Genomic DNA, 16,696 nt, shown 5'->3' with positions numbered 1-16,696 from the left:
TAATCTTTGACACTCCCCAGCCCTAAAGGGACGGGGATTCTTGCTTCAATGAGCAATCTTGCTTAAACGCTGCTGCCAGGTTTAAGTAGAGGATCGTCTCTCCACAAGCGTTAATTTCGGTATGCCCTACCGTATGTAAAACTGACGGTCATTTTAGATGCGTAGCAGCTTATAACAAAGTGCTGAGTGCAAATGCCCCTAGCCCCTAGCCCCTAATTCCTTTTCGCAACCGGGGATTAACAAACTCGGTTAATCCTTCTCCCAACAAAGATAACCCAACCACCATGAGAGTAAGAGCTAAACCCGGAAACAAGGTTGTCCACCAAATGCCGACAGGCAAAGCTTCCAAAGCCAGTTTTAAATCGTGACCCCATTCTGGCACTTCATCGGGGAGTCCCAACCCCAAAAAGCCTAAGCCTCCCAACGTTAAAATGGCATCGGCGCTGTTGAGGGTAAACAGCACGGGTACGCTTTGAATTACGTTCAGAAATAGGTAGCGAGATAAAACAGTCCAGGTGTCGGCACCCATCGCCTGCGCTGCTTCGATAAACAGTTCTGTTTTGACGCTAACGGTGTGGTTGCGAACCACGCGGTAGTATTGAGGAATGTAGGAGATGCTGAGTGCGATCGCCGCATTCAACACTCCCCGCCCCACCACAAAAGCCAGCGTCACCGACAGTAACAACCCCGGTAAAGTATAAATTGTATCCATTACAAACAGCAGCACGCGATCGAGCCTGCCGCCCAAATAACCGCTAACTAAACCCAGCGGCACACCAATTACCAAACTGAGTGTTGTTGCCAAAATAACCACTTGCAGCGCCGCTTGGCTGCCAAACAGCGTCCGCGAGAAAACATCGTAGCCTTGGCGACTGGTGCCAAACCAATGTTTCCACGAAGGCGCTTCGTGTATCGGATTACTCAAGGATTCTGTCGGATTTTGCAACCATCCCCAGGCTTGAAAAGCGGGAGCTAAGATAGCTACCAATACAAAGAACAAAGTAATTACTAATCCCACAGCCATCAGTTGCATTGACAGACTGGGCCGATCGAAAAAACGTAAAAATTGAGGTGACTTGGTTTTGGTGGGGGTCATTTATTTTATATAAACTGTTTATCAAACACTATCTTGCAGATGCTAATATTTGTTTAATTTCATCTGTTTTTTGATGAGCCGCCGTAAAATTAGCATCAAATGTTAGCGCCAGTTCAAAGGCAGCTAATGCTTCTTGGAGGCGTTGCATTTCCATGTAGGTACAACCTATATTATATGCAGGGTATGTAGTCAAAAAACTTTCTTCAAAAGGTTCTCCTATATAGTAATTGCCCTCTTGACCCAGTTGCAAGCATTTTTCAAAATAAGCAATAGCTCCTAACGGAAATCCTAAAGCCCTGACTATCTCACCAGCCAGATTATTTATTGGTGGATAATTAGGACACCATTCTAGACCTCGTTGGCAAATTAACCGCGCCGTTTCATAATCTTTTTGCTCCAAAAGCTGCACTCCTAAAATATGAAGTAATGTAGGAACCCAGAAAAAATCTTCAGGTGGATCTCCATCCATCAAATTCGGTGAGAGTTTATCTAAGACTTCTACATAGCATTCTTCAGCTTTCTCTCTATCCCCAATTCGCGTATATTTTCGAGCGAGACAATCTAAAAGCCATAGGCTAAGATCTTCTTTTTTTCGCATATCTTCCAGTATGGGAATATCGCGATTTGCGGCTTTTTTTATGACTTTTTCTTCCTCGAAATTGCCGTAATGAATTATTTTTATACCCTCTAATTTACCGTAAACTAGGTTTTTATCTTGATACTTAAGCTGCTCATGAAAGCGATTTACATATCTGAGATTTGGCAAATTCCGAAATAATCTCCCATGAAAACCGCCAATAATATTTGTGACATTCAAGTCTTCCCTAACCAGTGCGTAGCCAAGAAGCTCCTTGTTATCAGCTAGTTGTTGTTTGAAATTTTCAGTTTCGACCACTAACTCTTCATCTGCATCCAATAGCAAAATCCAGTCACCAGATGCCAGAGAGATAGAATAATTACGAGCAGCCGAAAAATCATCGCACCACTCGAAATAGCTAACTTTTGCTCCATAGCTCAGAGCAATTTCAGGTGTTCCATCCTGCGAACCAGTATCTACTACAATCATTTCATCGACATAGGGTTTAGCGCTGGCGAGACACCGAGGTAAATTCTCTTTTTCGTTTTTAACAATCATGCACAAAGATAAAATTGGTTTATTTAGCAAATTTAAAGACTTTTCCATCCTACATACCTCACCTTTTTAGGTTCTTTCGGAGTTGCTATGCTTTTGTTCACTTGAGAACATTTTTATTTCTTTTCTCTACTCCTCTGCTCAAATAGCATAGTAAGTACGGAAGAGCCGTACTGATTACCATAATCTTTAAGATGAAATGTAGACGGCTGCCAAAAGAGTGGGCAGAGCAATAATGTGCCCAGGAGCGGCAATGAATTCATCAACAAATTCTTCTATAAAAACAAAACCGTAAGGAGAGAGAAGGTCTGATAAAGTTTCGGCAGTGTATTTGCGAATGTGTTCGGGTTCTTCTTCAGGCCCAAGGCAATCGTTCGGTACGCCAAAAAAAGCTCTGCCACCGGGACGGAGAACTCGAACCGCCTCTTTGACACAGGTTCGATCGTCATCTAAGTGTTCTAAAACCTCTGTAGCGACTACGACATCGAAGCTGTTGTCTGGGAGGGGAATATCAGGCAGAGTAGAGACAACGCCTTTGATTTCGGGGGGCAATTGAGCGATCGCAGCTTCAGAAATATCCAATCCGGTCACCGTATTACCAAAATCCAACAACTGACGAGCTAAGACACCCGTACCGCATCCGAGTTCCAGCACTTCATTGAAATGCCCCACCGCCCAGCAAATCCTGCCGAAACACCCAGGATATCGACGCCAGGTATCGCTACCTTCTTTTTGCCAAACTTCATTCCAATAATTTGGTTGAAGATTAATGTTGGTTTCTGTCATCCTCTGAATTATTTAGCTCTTAACTCATCATAAACTTCTCCGGCTACGGAGCGCGAGAAGTTTACAAACTAAACAAGGAGCTAGTTTTCAGAGTAAGGCTATAAATATTGCACAATGAGTTCCCGATATTGGCTCTTTGGCTTGACGCCTTTAAGTTCGGTCAGCAATTCCTTGTCTTTGAAGAACTGAATCGTCGGACTTCCAGTAACGCCAGCGTTTTTGGCAATATCTGGGTCTTCCTGGATGTCGATTTCTACGAAGTGAATTTTGCTGTCGAATTCATCCACCACCTTATCTAGAATAGGCTTGAGGGTGTGACAAGGGCCGCAGTGGGGTGAGACGTACTTGACTACCAACAGGCGATCGCTCTCGTGGAAAAGTTTCCTGAGCGCATAGCCACCCTTATGGCGCGTCCCCTCTAGACTAAACTCCGAGGCTTGTTCCGCTTCAGTTTTCTTAGCAGCTGCTTGAGTATCCGGTCTTTCAGAAGCGGGCGTTTGATGAAATTCTTGGATAAGACCATTAGCAGATAGCCACCTTTCCGCCAGCATAGCCGCCATACAGCCTGTACCCGCAGCAGTTATCGCCTGACGAAACTCGCGATCTTGCACATCTCCAGCCGCGAAAACGCCCTCCACGCTGGTTTCTACCGAACCGTGTTTTGTGACAATGTAACCTACCTCATCGAGTTCCAGCTGCCCTTTAAACAAAGAGGTGTTGGGAGTGTGGCCGATCGCATAAAACAACCCCTTCACCGCCACCACGCTTTCCTCTCCAGTCTCAGTATTGCGGATTTTTACCCCATTCATGCGACTGTCCTCACCCACGACATCCACTGGCTGGCTATTCCAGCGAACCGTAATTTTGGGGTTACTCAGCACCCGATCCTGCATCGCTTTAGAAGCACGCATTTTGTCGCTTCGCACCAGCAGATGTACGCGAGAGCCGTACTTGGTCAGATAAATCGATTCTTCTGCCGCCGAGTCACCAGCCCCTACCACCGCTAGTTCGGCATCGTGGAAAATAGGGGTAGCCCCATCGCAAATCGCACAAGCTGAGATGCCTCGGCTCCAAAATTCATCTTCGCTGGGCAGACCCAACCTTTTCGCCGTAGCACCTGTGGTAATGATAATGCTATGGGCTCTAACTTCCCGTTCCTGGGAGCGAACAGTAAAAGGACGCTGGCTTAAATCAACGGATATTACATCCTCGGTGACTAACTGGGCCCCCCACCTCTGCGCCTGCTCCTTCATCCGATCCATTAATTCCGGCCCCATAATTCCATCAGGAAAGCCGGGAAAATTCTCCACTTCAGTTGTCGTCATCAGCTGCCCACCCGGCAAGCCTCCAGCTTGATAGCCCTCAAACACAAACGGTTTCAGGTTGGCGCGTCCCGCATAGATGGCGGCTGTATAACCTGCTGGGCCAGAGCCAATAATCACCAAATTCTCCACAGTTGGGTTTGCCATTACCTTAAAATAAACTCATAACGACTACGTTTAATCATAGCATAACGGGCTACCACTCTCAGCCGAGATTTCAGTTCTGTTTGGCTCTAGCTGATTGTCCCCTGTTCCCCGGCTTCCCCTCTTTTTTCGGATGGAGCTAGCGAAGCGATCGCCGATTGTTGTACTCTGAGACTATGAATGAAAATACTTCAAAGTAAAGAGTTCGTACATCTGGGCAACAATTAATTCCTAAATTTAAGTAAGAGGACTTCTCAAAATGGATACTCAAGCATCGGATTATATAGAGAAAATGCGTCAGCAATTTGATGCTGCCCCTTATCCGAGAATACCATTAGATAGTTCTCCTAAAAATAACATCAAACTTCTCTATATACATAGCCTAGTAACTGCTTATTACTTAAGAAACCAAAAACTTATAGAAACTGAAGGCAAGGTGATTTTAGACGCAGGCTGTGGCACCGGCTACAAAGCACTGGCACTGGCCATAGCAAATCCCGGCGCGAAAATCGTGGGAATCGACCTATCGGAAGAGTCGGTAAAATTGGCGCGACAGCGGTTGCAATATCACGGGATTGAGAATGCCGAATTTTATGCAAAATCGATTGAAGATTTACCGAACCTTGCCCTGGAATTTGATTACATAAACGCCGATGAAGTTTTGTATCTTATGCCCGATACAGCCGCAGCATTGCAGGCAATGAAGTCAGTTTTAAAACCAGAAGGAATCATCCGTACAAATCTCCATAGTTCCCTCCAGCGGTCTCAATTTTATAAAGCTCAGAAAAGTTTTACAATATTGGGATTAATGGAAGAAGCTCCAGGAGAGTTGGAAGTTCAATTAGTTCGAGAAACTGCTAAAGCTTTGAAACATAATGTAGGTTTTAAAGCAACTGCTTGGAAGCCTGAGTTTGAAAATGACGACGAACGAATTCTCGTAAATCTTTTACTTCAGGGCGATAAAGGCTACACCGTACCTCAAATGTTTTCAGCTTTGAGATCTGCTGACTTGGAGTTGGTCAGCATGGTGAATTGGCACCAGTGGCAATTGTTGGATTTGTTCAAAAAAAGCGAAAAATTGCCAGATGCTCTCGCAAAGAAATTACCACACTTTTCATTAGAAGAACGGCTGCATTTATTTGAACTTTTGCATTCTGTATCCCGCCTGCTTGACTTTTGGTGCGGTCATCCTAACACTGCAAAGGCGGTTGTGCCAGTTGCCGAATGGTCGTCGTCTGATTGGCAGGGAGCGTTGGTGCATATACATCCTCAGCTAAAAACAACAGAAATTAAAGAAGAAATGGTTGCCTGCATTAAGAACATTCAGTCTTTTGAAATCAGCCGATATCTGCCATTTGCTAAAGACCCCGTTCTTTTTTTAGAAAATACAGCCGGAGCGTGTCTCCTACCCCTTTTTGAGAGGCCCCAGTCGGTTACTTCATTAGTAGAGCGCTGGCAAAAATTGAAGCCAGTCGATCCCATAACTTTAAATCCAACTGATTCAGAAGCTGCTTTTAATAACGTCAAAAAGCAGCTAACTAACCTGGAGCAGATAGGGTTTGTACTCCTGGAAAGGAAACATTAAATTTCTGAGTACGGCATTTGCTTCCTATTTGATGGTTCATCCGAGCCAGAATTAAACAATGAACAATAAACGATGAACTATAGGAGAACCTCAAAATGAATGAGCAAGCATTGGATTCACTAGAAAAAGTACGCAAGCAATTTGACGCCGCCCCTTATCCGAGAGCCCCCTTAGATTTTTACCCCAGGAATATTCAGTATCTCTATATCCATAACTTGGTAACTCCTTATTACCTGAGAAACCAAAAAGTCGTAGAAACAGAAGGCAAAGTAATTTTGGATGCTGGCTGCGGAACTGGCTACAAAACTCTAGCATTGGCAGTAGCAAATCCCGGCGCGAAAATCGTGGGAATTGACTTGTCAGAAGAGTCGGTTAAGCTGGCACGCCAGCGTTTGCAGTATCACGGTTTTGAGGAAGCCGAATTCTATCCTCTCTCGATTGAAGATTTACCGAAACTCGATCGAGAATTTGATTACATAAATAACGACGAAGTTTTGTATCTCTTGCCCAACCCAGCCGCAGGATTGGAAGCAATGAAGTCGGTTCTAAAGCCCGATGGCATTATACGTACCAATTTGCACAGTTCGCTACAGCGAGAAAACTATTACAGGGCGCAGGAAGTCTTTAAAATGTTGGGTTTACTTGATGACAACCCAGAAGAAGCCGAAATCGAACAAGTTCGGGAAATTATGAAGACTTTGAAAGATGACGCCCTGCTCAAGGTAAATACTTGGATACCTGCTCAAGAAAACGACGAAGAATGGTTTATCGCCAATTATTTGCTTCAGGGAGATAAAGGCTACACTATCCCAGAAGTTTTTTCAGCCCTGAGAGCGGCTGATTTAGAGTTCGTTAGCATGGTGAATTGGCCCCAGTGGGAATTGATGGATCTATTTATAGAGCCAGACAATTTGCCGGTTTTTCTAGGCATGAGCTTACCAGGTCTTTCACTAGAAGAGCAGCTGCACTTATTTGAACTTTTACATCCTATCCACAGGTTGCTTGACTTTTGGTGCGGTCATTCTAACGCTGCCAAGCCGGTTGTGCCAGTTGCCGAGTGGACTGCTCTTGACTGGCAGGGAGCCTTAGTGCATATCCATCCTCAAATGAAAGCGACACAAGTTAGAGAAGAGTTGGTTGCCTGCGCTACCCAGATCCAGTCTTTCGCCATCAGCCAGTATTTGCCATTTGCCAAAGACCCTGCTCTTCTAATGGACAGTGCGGTCGCAGCCTGCATCATACCCCTTTTGGACAGGCCACAGCGGATTAGCTCCCTGGTAGAGCAGTGGCTGCAAGTCAGACCCGTGCATCCACTCACCCTACAGCCAACAGAGCCAGAAGTGGCCTTCCAAACTGTCAAACAGATGCTAACTACCCTGGAGGAGATAGGGTTCGTACTTCTGGAACGCAGACCTGGAGAGGATTGAACCTAATCCCCAAAAAAATTTGGCGGCAGGTGATATGAAATCGATCTGATGTGGGTAAGTTCTATATATAAGGCAGAAAACACCCACCTAGATCTGAAGGATCGATTCTCATGAATACTACATTTAAAACCAAGTTCCTGTTACACATCAACCAAAAGAAACAAGAAACTGGAGAACAAGGTTTCACCCTGATTGAACTGTTGGTCGTTATCATCATTATCGGTATTCTGGCTGCTATTGCTTTACCTTCCTTCCTTAACCAAGCAAACAAAGGTAAGCAGGCAGAAGGTAAGCAGTATGTTTCTTCAATCAATAAATCTCAGCAAGCATACTACACAGAAAATGGTACCTTTATAACTGCCTCTAACCCTAATGACTGGGCTAGCTTGGCAGTTGGTATCAAGACTCAAACCTCTAACTACAAATATACGCTGTCGGGAATTGGTACTGACGGAGCAAACGCCCTTGCGGACGCTACCACAATATCTAAGGCTCTCAAAAACTACACAGGAGTTGTAGGCTTGATCGCCCCAGTAGCAGGTGCTGACAAAACCTCGCAGGCAGTAGTTTGTGAAACTAAAAATGCTGGCGATGCACCTGCGGCTGGTACAGTAGCGGCAACTGAAGTGCAATGCCCTGGTAACGCTCAGCCCCTCAAGTAAGACAGACAGTCGCTCGGGAATTGTTCTCGCCTAAATTAAGTGAATTTTTTGAGAAAATGGGTAGCAAAGTGTACGCTACCCAATTTGTTTTTCAGCTAGGCCAAAACGCTCATGTCTTCTACTGACGCGACTAATTGGCAGCAGGAAGCTAATCAATGTTTGCTCCAAGGAAACTACGATCGCGCTGCCAGTCTCTACGAACAGGCGATTGCCTACGGCACGTCTGCGACGATCGCATCTGAACCGGACATCCGCTCACACTATTGGCATTTGGGATTGATGTTGCTTTTGCAAGGACAAGAGGCAGAAGCTCAAATGACTTGGATGTTAGGAATGGAGGAGGGCGATCCAGAACAAATTGAAAATTGGACTAAACAACTGATCGAGGTTCTGCAAACGGAAGCAGAACGGCAGGAAATCCTGGCAGATAATTCAGTTGCTTGGGGAATCCGGCAGCATATTCGGGAAATTAATTCCACAGATATTAATAATTTGTTGCACTTAATTCAACTTGCCATCAAGTTGAATTCGTTTACGGGAGAGGAACTGAATTCTCTCGGTGCGATCGAAACTCTCCAGTCGCAACAACTGTTGGCATTAGATTCCGATCTACTGATGCAAGTTTTGCGCCTCGTTTTAGATACAGATCCTTTGCACCCATCCTCTCTGGAATTTGCCCAAGCGTGCATACCATATATTGGCGAACCTTATATTTTTCTTGATATTTTGATTTTGACCTCGGTTAAAATAGCGTATTCGTCCCGGCAACCGAGATTGGCCGCAAGTTTTTTGGAGCTAGGTTTGAGTTTGGCTCCTCAAAATCCAGAAGTATTAATTCAACTGACTAATTTTTATCAAGATGCGGGGGAATATTCTCAAGGGATAGAGACCGCTAAATTATGCTATTCTATTTTACAAGAATTGCCTGAAAAAGTTTTTGCCAACCATCTGATTCTAAGGGGTTTGATGGTTGCGGCTGGTGAATATTGGGCAGAAGCTAGTTCGGTATTCGCTCGACACGAATCGCTTTTGCAGTCGTTGTTTGAATCACAACAAACCAACCTCGACCCCACTACAGTTGTACGTTTGTTTTCTTCAACTTTCTTTTTACCCTATTTTCGAGACGACATTAAAACTAACAGACGATTGCAAAATAAAGTCGCTCAAATTTGCCAGTCAAATATTCAAAAATATGGCAGTGATAGAGAACCGCAATACCGTAAAAGAAAATTTAGTACAAGCAAAATCGGCTCTACTCCTAACCGTTTAAAGCTGGGATACCTATCCCATTGCTTTAAAAGACATTCTGTAGGCTGGATAGCGCGATGGCTGCTCAAATATCACGATCGCGATCGCTTTCAGCTTCATGGCTATTTTATCAACGCTCAACAAAGAAACGATCCGTTACAGGAATGGTATGTCAATCAGGTTGATAAAGCATATAAATCTGGATTAGAAGCAGCGGAAATAGTAGAGCAAATTGAGCAGGACGAGATTGATATTTTAATCGATCTTGACAGTATAACTCTAGATATTATTTGTGAGATTACATCGCTAAAACCGGCACCTGTTCAAGTTACTTGGTTGGGCTGGGATGGTTCTGGGATACCGGCGGTTGACTACTTTATTGCCGATCCGTATGTTTTACCAGAATCTGCTCAAGATTACTATAGCGAAACAATTTGGCGACTGCCTCAAATCTATTTAGCCGTAGATGGTTTTGAGGTAGGTGTACCAACTTTACGCCGAGAAATATTGAACATTCCCAGCGATGCTGTTATATACTTTAGTTCTCAGATGGGATTCAAGCGGCATCCCGATACAGTTCGACTGCAAATGAAGATTGTTAAGGAAGTGCCGAATAGCTACTTTTTAATCAAAGGTACTGCCGATCGAGAATCAATTGAAAGCTTTTTTACTGAGATAGCAGAATCAGAGGGTGTAAGTTGCGATCGCCTGCGGTTTTTACCTGATGTAGCTTTTGAGGAAATTCACCGAGCTAATCTGGGCATTGCCGATGTGGTATTAGATACTTATCCTTATAATGGAGCCACCACCACTCTAGAAACGCTTTGGATGGGTATTCCTTTGGTGACGCGGGTGGGGGAGCAATTTGCCAGCCGCAACAGCTATACCATGATGATGAATGTAGGAGTAACTGAAGGAATTGCCTGGACAGATGAAGAATATGTAGAGTGGGGTATCCGCTTGGGTAAAGACGCAACTTTGCGGCAACAAATTGCTTGGAAATTGCGGCAGTCAAGGCAAACTTCTCCCTTATGGAATGGTAAACAGTTTACTCGCAATATGGAAAAGGCTTACGAGCAAATGTGGGCGAAGTATATTCAGAATTAGAACAATCAACTTCCTGGCTGAGGATGAGACATTTTTGCCATGCGGGCGATCGGGCCTGCGCTCGTTCTGAAGTATCCAGGGGCGTGTCAATACAAATTATATTACAGCGGTTCCCGCTCTTATGAGGTACAGTAGCAATTAGTAAACCAATTTATTACAAACCGCTACAGAATATTTAGTGTACCTCATTACAGCGGAAACCGCTGTATGTCCGGTTGCATCGGTAGCGTAAGCGTGATGCGAGAAATTGTCTGTTGTCATCGAGGGTTAAATTTTAACCACAGATGAAGACAGATGAACACAGATGAACACAGATAAGAGAGTTATTTTTTAACCTTCCCGAAAGAATCGGGTATTGGCAAGGCTATCTAGCTGAAATAACGGCACACTCTCTACTCTTGCTTGTGCGATCGCCTGTTCGTTTTCATTTTTCAAGATAATCCTAGAGTGAATGCGATCTAACAAAATTTCCCATTGCAGTGAATCTAGCTTGCCAACAGGTGAAATTTCCAGTCCATCAGTGACATCTATATCTTCTTGCATAAGAAGATTCATCACAACACTAGATAAAGCCAGGTTCGCATCTATTTCTGACTCTTCAGAAATATTGCTAGTGTCAATGAGTAGAGTCATTTGGCTTCTATCTGGATGGGTGCCCACAACCCTAATTACTTCTTCCAATTCTAAATAAAGAGATTCTTCTGACTGCAACCAATCTGGAAAAATGATTACATTAACCTCTCTTAAGTTTAAAGCCAGCAGAGTAGCCCCAATCAAAGCCGATCGCACTTTACTCCCCATTTTTGACCAAGAAAACTTTTTCGCCTGTGACAAACCAGCAGCAATTAAGAAGTTACGAACAGTAGCTTTTTGAATATCGCAGAGGGCATTTGCCATTCCATCAATATCATCGGATTTGACATATAATGCTGCTTCTCCTGCCACTTCAGGAATAGAGGCGTTGGGGCAAGTAATCACCGGACAACCACAAGCGATCGCCTCCAGCACAGGTAACCCAAACCCTTCATACAGGGAGGGAAAAACTAATGCTACAGCACCCGAATAAGCTGCTCTCAATTCAACATCGCTGAGTGGTAGCATATATACGGTACAGCCTGAAGTATAAGCTCTAAACTCATCCTCAAATTCTAGATCGAACCCTGTGCAGACAATATCAAAGCTATGTTTATTATAGAGTTTGTCAAATGCCTGAAAAAACAATGCCCCATTTTTATAACCGCTTCTGGAACCTACTAGAATAAAGTATGGCTTTGATATACCGTACTTTGTTTTGAACTTCTCAACCTCGTCCTGACTTCCTGGTGATAAAGTGCTATTAACACCGCAATGAGCAACAGTAACAGACTCTGCGGAAATATCGGGAAAAAACCTCACGAGATCCCGTGCTGTATTTTCTGAAATCGTTATGTAGGAAGAAGCGTGGCGAATAGCAAAATGCTTTTCTTGCCACATGGGTTCATTAAGATTACCTTCCAAAACTTCGGGAATCATGTCATAACCAATGAAAACCGATGGCGTTGATACAGGTGTTGTATAGTATGTGGAAACAAATAAGTCAGCATCCTCTTCGTCGCATATTTGCTGTAACAACTCGCGATCGCGCAATGTTCTACTATAATTGTAAGGTTCTACAACGCGATATTTTATACCCGGAATTTTTGGTACAGTTCCAGCCCTGTCAAGCACAATAATATGTTCGGCAAAACCATCCTTTGCCCACTCTTCAAGCAATGATTTCCAAACTCGTGCGATGCCTGTTTTATATAGCTGAAAAAATACACCATCAACAACTACTTTTATCCCTTTTTTGACTGATATAGATTGTGTAAATGTTGGTAATTCTTCATTTTTATTCTCTTCTAACTTTCCTATTGCTTTTAAATAATCTTTTTCTATAAGAGATGGCTTTTTAGCTTCTGGTGGTTCAGAATAAGACAAACTTTCAAACAAAACTGGTGGGATAACTTTTTCTGTTATCAAGTGCAAATTTAGTCCATTTGAGTAGAAGTTTAAGCCAAGCCGATCGGCAATTATAGATAAAGCTTTACTTGTATATATTGAAATGTGTTGACCTTCTTGAAGCGAATAATACCACCATTCATCTGGTTTGGGATTGCTTTCTGGAAGCAATTCCGTGCTAAATAATATGTTTTTAGAAAAATTTAGTAGATTCTCAATTTCGGCAAGAGGGTTGACAAAATGCTCAAATACCTCAAAAGCTGTCACTAATTCATAAGGTCTAGTTTCTACGTCCTGCGCTTCAAAACCTTTACAAAAAATATTATTACAATATTTATCATGCCAGTGAAAATCAAATCCTGAATCTCTCATAAGTCGAACAAATAAACCATAACCACCACCATAATCTACAAATTTATTGTAGTGATTAAAAATGGTCAATATTATATTACTCGTTATTTTGGAAAACATTATATTTCTGAATACTAATCCTACATCACTACTGGCTATAACATCAGAATATGCCTCTGACAGCCAGTAGGGTTCTTCAGTTTGAACAAAGCCACAATTTTCACATTGGAAGTAATCGATGTCATATTTATTTAGGATTTTAGCATTTGCCAAATAAGTTGATTCTGATTCACAAATTTTGCATTGCATGGCTGATTTTAAAATTGAACTCGTCAGGGGCGTCTCTGTGAGCAAAACTAGCTCAGGATATAAGCACCAATTATAGCTGCTGGTTGCCGGGGAGCGCACCCTATACTACTAGCTAGGAGGTGTCTCTCTGAGCAAAACTGCTTAGGTGGTGGACATCAGGAAGGGTACAATATCTAAGATACCCAATTTCTACAGGGTGCTGCTCATCTCTAATTACTCCCAACGGTTGTAGAAGACTATGTATAGTGGCAATGCGGAGCCCCTACATAATCTTTTGGCGGGAAGGGAGTAAATCATTTTTAAGCTAGGATAGTACATAAGTACTATATTTGGGCGGGTTGTCATGGCATATTGACTCTTAAACCATACAATATTATAAAGGTAGTGTATAAAGTGGAAAGGTGATATAAATGTTTTTACCTTTTTGGCGAAAACTGAATTCATCGCTAGTTTCTTCCGCAGTAATGCTGGTATGTGTGTTAGCAATTATAGGTCTGCAAGAGCCTCGGCTGAATCAACTATTGAATAAATCAAAAAACGCCTCACTCGAAGAATTGAAAAAAGAGATAGAGGCTGAAAAAGTACGTCTTAATCTGCTTAAAAATATTCCATCTCTGGGTTTTAATAATTTAATTGCAGATTCGGTAATCCTTAATTTTTTTCAGTATTTTGGGGATGGACTAGCACGCGATCGCACGGGATACGAACTTAGTCCAGAATACTTTGACATTGTAATAGAGCGCGATCCAAGATTTTTTGAGGCATATATTTTTCTGTCTACAAGCACTACTCTCTACGCAGGGAAGCCAGAAAATTCTATTGCTTTAATGGAAAAAGGATTAAAGTCGCTCTCTCCCGAAATGCCAGGCAAATATTATTACGTTTGGCGCTATAAAGGAATTGATGAATTATTATTTTTAGGTAAGGCAAAAGCAGCCCAGCAATCGTTTGAAATGGCGGCCCAGTGGGCTAGTCGTCGGAACGACCCAGAAAGTCAAAGTATTGCCGCCATCTCTGAGAGAACGGCTGGATTTCTATCTAAAAACCCCAATAGCAAGTCAGCTCAGGTCGGTGCTTGGTCTATGGTGTTAGGGAATAAAGTAGACGATCGCGTCCGCAAAATAGCCATCAGTCGCATTGAAGCGCTGGGTGGCAAAGTAATTATTACACCCCAAGGAGGAGTCCAGATTGTCCTGCCAAAAACAGACTAATCTTGGTCATTGTTAATGCCTCATTGTTCATTACTCATTGCCTCTAAACAAAAACCCAGAAAGCGATCGCTTCCTGAGTTAGCATGAGGTAGTTGATGGCTACGATGTCCCCTTGTTCCTCTTGATTCTTGACTCTTGACTTTTGACTTTTGACTTTTGACTTCCTATCGGAGGGGCTCACCTTGACTGAACTGTCCTGAAAAACGCTCGCCATTGGCATAGACAATGCTTCCTCTGCCGTGAGGTTTAGCCGCACGAATTTCTCCCTGGTAGCGGTTACCCTTGGCGTCTGTGCAACTTCCTCTAGCATCAAAAGCGCCATTGAAGTACTCTCCTTGACAGCGCGTACCATCTTTGGCTGTGTAAACTCCCAGTCCATTTGGCTGGCCTAAAATGAACTGTCCTTGGAAGCGATCGCCATTCGTATATGTTAATACCCCTCTAGCGTGGAACTGTCCATCACGGAACTGTCCTTGGTAGCGAGTGCCATCTGCGAATATGAATGTCCCTGTGCCATTAGGCATCCCATTGCGGAACTGTCCCTGGTAGCGGCCATCGTTGACATATATAAATTCCCCTCTGCCATTAGGCTTACCGTTGAGGAACTGTCCCTGGTAGCGGTCTCGATTTCCAAAGACGAATACGCCTGTCCCATTCGGCACCCCATTGCGGAAGTCCCCTCTGTAGGTGACCCTCTCATTCTCACTTCCACTCCCTCCGTATACGCATACGCCTCTACCGTTAAGGGTTAGAGAGCCAGGTTGAAACGACCCTTGACAATAGGTGCCATCTGCAAATGTCACCACTTGCCCCAGGGATGGGAGCGGATTAATAATGTTACTGGCGATACCCAAAGAAGAAACAGTTAATGTTATGATTCCTACTTTTTGAATTAAGCCAAGCATGGGTAAACACTCTCCAATTTTGTGCCTGCATTAAAGGTTTTTAACAGGCTACTTACTAATTTGCCGATCTCTCAAATATTAGCTAATGGTTTTTCCCTACCATTATCAAGGATCAAAACCTTTTTTACAGCGATAAGCTAAGGATAAGACTCACAAAGCAGATTTTTAACAAAACTCAACTATTTTTAATATAACGTAATTAATTGACCTAAGTCCGTAATCCGTGGGATGTAGCGCATTTTTCTGTAAAATGCTGTATGGGATTTAGCCGAGCCAATACAAAGATCTAAGAATTCAGCCTAAACTAGGCAGCGGTTCAACGGGTCGATCATTGTGAATCGTCGCTCTCCCTGCTCAAGGTATTGAAGCCATAGCTTTCTCTTCCTGAGTCAAGTCGCCGATTCTTTCTGGCACAGGCAGTGATTTTGACATTCGAGATTAAGTAGAAACTGAGGTTAGTATTGAGGTTAACCATGAGGTATCGCGGTTTAATCGTTGCATTCTTGGCATTGTGCTTGAGTGTGCTAACTGCTTGTAGTGAAGGTTCGGCAACTGCAACCAGCACCGAGCAATTAACTTACGACCAGATCCGGAATACAGGGCTCGCTAATAACTGTCCGCAGTTGGAGGAAACAACTCGCGGTTTTATTCCGCTTAAAGCCGGTGAGTCTTATATCATCAAGGGTTTGTGTTTGCAACCGACCTCTTTCTTCGTCAAGGAAGAGCCCGCCAACAAACGGCAAGAGGCAGAATTTGTTCCAGGCAAGTTGTTGACGCGGTACACCTCTAGCATTGACCAAGTGCAGGGGCCCCTGAAAGTGAACGACGATGGTAGCCTGACGTTCTCTGAAAAAGATGGGTTAGACTTCCAAGCCATTACGGTGCAACTGCCTGGTGGCGAACGAGTACCTTTCCTATTTACCATCAAACAATTAGTAGCCACAAGCCAGCCTGGAGCGGACAGTATTAACACCTCCACGGATTTTGAAGGCGAATTTAATGTTCCCTCCTATCGGAGTGCTGGCTTCCTCGATCCGAAAGGTCGCGGTGAAGCTACTGGGTATGACAACGCAGTGGCTTTCCCATCTTCAGCCGATGCTGAGGGTTTGAATCGGGCCAACGTCAAGCGGGCTGAAGTCAAGAAGGGTAGGATTTCTCTGCAAGTAGCGAAGGTAGATAGCAGCACGGGTGAAATTGCGGGAACTTTTGTGAGCGAACAGCCCTCGGATACGGATCTGGGAGCTGCCGACGCTAAGGAAGTGAAGATTCGCGGTCTGTTTTACGCTCGTTTGGAACCGGGAGAGGCATAAATCACCACATCAAGCTCTAGTTATACTGCCCTCTGTTACTTGTAGCCACATTTTCGCGTCCGGGTAGATCGATCGCTGATGGTTAATTGTTCAAAAGCAACGAACAATCAACTCTCATAAG

At 43.7% G+C, this 16,696-nt stretch carries 12 protein-coding genes; 6 read left to right on the top strand and 6 right to left on the bottom strand.

Annotated features, from left to right (window positions below; translation table 11 throughout):
* Positions 1–205: 205 nt before the first annotated feature.
* The 4 genes from LAY57_RS07440 to trxB form a co-directional block, all read right to left on the bottom strand.
* Positions 206–1,096 (bottom strand): ABC transporter permease, encoded by an 891-nt coding sequence (locus LAY57_RS07440; protein ID WP_249065771.1) that lies wholly within the window; start codon positions 1,094–1,096, stop codon positions 206–208.
* A 28-nt stretch (positions 1,097–1,124) separates the two neighbouring features.
* Entirely contained in the window at positions 1,125–2,279 is a 1,155-nt protein-coding gene (locus LAY57_RS07435) for a glycosyltransferase family 2 protein (protein ID WP_249065770.1), read from the bottom strand.
* Between the two features lie 138 nt (positions 2,280–2,417).
* On the bottom strand, positions 2,418–3,014 hold the full coding sequence (locus tag LAY57_RS07430) for a class I SAM-dependent methyltransferase (RefSeq protein ID WP_249065769.1): 597 nt from the start codon (positions 3,012–3,014) through the stop codon (positions 2,418–2,420).
* A gap of 98 nt (positions 3,015–3,112) precedes the next feature.
* Positions 3,113–4,483, bottom strand: coding sequence for a thioredoxin-disulfide reductase (gene trxB, locus LAY57_RS07425; protein WP_249065768.1), 1,371 nt, complete (start codon positions 4,481–4,483; stop codon positions 3,113–3,115).
* Positions 4,484–4,739: 256 nt separating this feature from the next.
* On the opposite strand from trxB, the gene LAY57_RS07420 reads away from it, so the two are divergent.
* From LAY57_RS07420 to LAY57_RS07405, 4 genes are all read left to right on the top strand, one after another.
* Entirely contained in the window at positions 4,740–6,065 is a 1,326-nt protein-coding gene (locus LAY57_RS07420; protein WP_249065767.1) for a class I SAM-dependent methyltransferase, read from the top strand.
* Positions 6,066–6,160: 95 nt separating this feature from the next.
* Complete coding sequence (locus LAY57_RS07415) at positions 6,161–7,492, top strand: class I SAM-dependent methyltransferase (protein ID WP_249065766.1); 1,332 nt, start codon at positions 6,161–6,163, stop codon at positions 7,490–7,492.
* A 110-nt stretch (positions 7,493–7,602) separates the two neighbouring features.
* Positions 7,603–8,154 (top strand): type IV pilin-like G/H family protein, encoded by a 552-nt coding sequence (locus LAY57_RS07410; protein WP_249065765.1) that lies wholly within the window; start codon positions 7,603–7,605, stop codon positions 8,152–8,154.
* Positions 8,155–8,265: 111 nt separating this feature from the next.
* Positions 8,266–10,509, top strand: coding sequence for an O-linked N-acetylglucosamine transferase, SPINDLY family protein (locus tag LAY57_RS07405; RefSeq protein WP_249065764.1), 2,244 nt, complete (start codon positions 8,266–8,268; stop codon positions 10,507–10,509).
* Between the two features lie 330 nt (positions 10,510–10,839).
* Here the strand turns inward: LAY57_RS07405 and LAY57_RS07400 are convergent, their stop codons facing one another.
* Complete coding sequence (locus tag LAY57_RS07400; RefSeq protein ID WP_249065763.1) at positions 10,840–13,149, bottom strand: glycosyltransferase; 2,310 nt, start codon at positions 13,147–13,149, stop codon at positions 10,840–10,842.
* 410 nt (positions 13,150–13,559) lie between these two features.
* Here LAY57_RS07400 and LAY57_RS07395 point away from each other — a divergent pair, with 410 nt between their 5' ends.
* Positions 13,560–14,360: a tetratricopeptide repeat protein gene (locus tag LAY57_RS07395; RefSeq protein ID WP_249065762.1), complete on the top strand. Its 801-nt coding sequence runs from the start codon at positions 13,560–13,562 to the stop codon at positions 14,358–14,360.
* Between the two features lie 164 nt (positions 14,361–14,524).
* Here the strand turns inward: LAY57_RS07395 and LAY57_RS07390 are convergent, their stop codons facing one another.
* Entirely contained in the window at positions 14,525–15,265 is a 741-nt protein-coding gene (locus LAY57_RS07390; RefSeq protein WP_249065761.1) for an MORN repeat-containing protein, read from the bottom strand.
* Between the two features lie 473 nt (positions 15,266–15,738).
* Between LAY57_RS07390 and LAY57_RS07385 the strand changes: the two genes are divergently transcribed.
* Positions 15,739–16,575, top strand: a complete 837-nt coding sequence (locus LAY57_RS07385) for a photosystem II manganese-stabilizing polypeptide (RefSeq protein ID WP_249065760.1) — start codon at positions 15,739–15,741, stop codon at positions 16,573–16,575.
* Positions 16,576–16,696 lie beyond the last annotated feature (121 nt).

The organism is Argonema antarcticum A004/B2, from assembly GCF_023333585.1.
Lineage (GTDB): Bacteria > Cyanobacteriota > Cyanobacteriia > Cyanobacteriales > Aerosakkonemataceae > Argonema > Argonema antarcticum.
Note: the sequence above shows the minus strand (reverse complement) of the source record. Positions and strands in the feature narration are given on the sequence as shown.

Coding starts and splice junctions, on each gene's coding strand:
- trxB (WP_249065768.1), bottom strand. CDS start 4,483: ATGGCAAACCCAACTGTGGAGAATTTGGTGATTATTGGCTCTGGCCCA.
- LAY57_RS07410 (WP_249065765.1), top strand. CDS start 7,603: ATGAATACTACATTTAAAACCAAGTTCCTGTTACACATCAACCAAAAG.
- LAY57_RS07405 (WP_249065764.1), top strand. CDS start 8,266: ATGTCTTCTACTGACGCGACTAATTGGCAGCAGGAAGCTAATCAATGT.
- LAY57_RS07430 (WP_249065769.1), bottom strand. CDS start 3,014: ATGACAGAAACCAACATTAATCTTCAACCAAATTATTGGAATGAAGTT.
- LAY57_RS07415 (WP_249065766.1), top strand. CDS start 6,161: ATGAATGAGCAAGCATTGGATTCACTAGAAAAAGTACGCAAGCAATTT.
- LAY57_RS07390 (WP_249065761.1), bottom strand. CDS start 15,265: ATGCTTGGCTTAATTCAAAAAGTAGGAATCATAACATTAACTGTTTCT.
- LAY57_RS07440 (WP_249065771.1), bottom strand. CDS start 1,096: ATGACCCCCACCAAAACCAAGTCACCTCAATTTTTACGTTTTTTCGAT.
- LAY57_RS07385 (WP_249065760.1), top strand. CDS start 15,739: ATGAGGTATCGCGGTTTAATCGTTGCATTCTTGGCATTGTGCTTGAGT.
- LAY57_RS07400 (WP_249065763.1), bottom strand. CDS start 13,149: ATGCAATGCAAAATTTGTGAATCAGAATCAACTTATTTGGCAAATGCT.
- LAY57_RS07435 (WP_249065770.1), bottom strand. CDS start 2,279: ATGGAAAAGTCTTTAAATTTGCTAAATAAACCAATTTTATCTTTGTGC.
- LAY57_RS07420 (WP_249065767.1), top strand. CDS start 4,740: ATGGATACTCAAGCATCGGATTATATAGAGAAAATGCGTCAGCAATTT.
- LAY57_RS07395 (WP_249065762.1), top strand. CDS start 13,560: ATGTTTTTACCTTTTTGGCGAAAACTGAATTCATCGCTAGTTTCTTCC.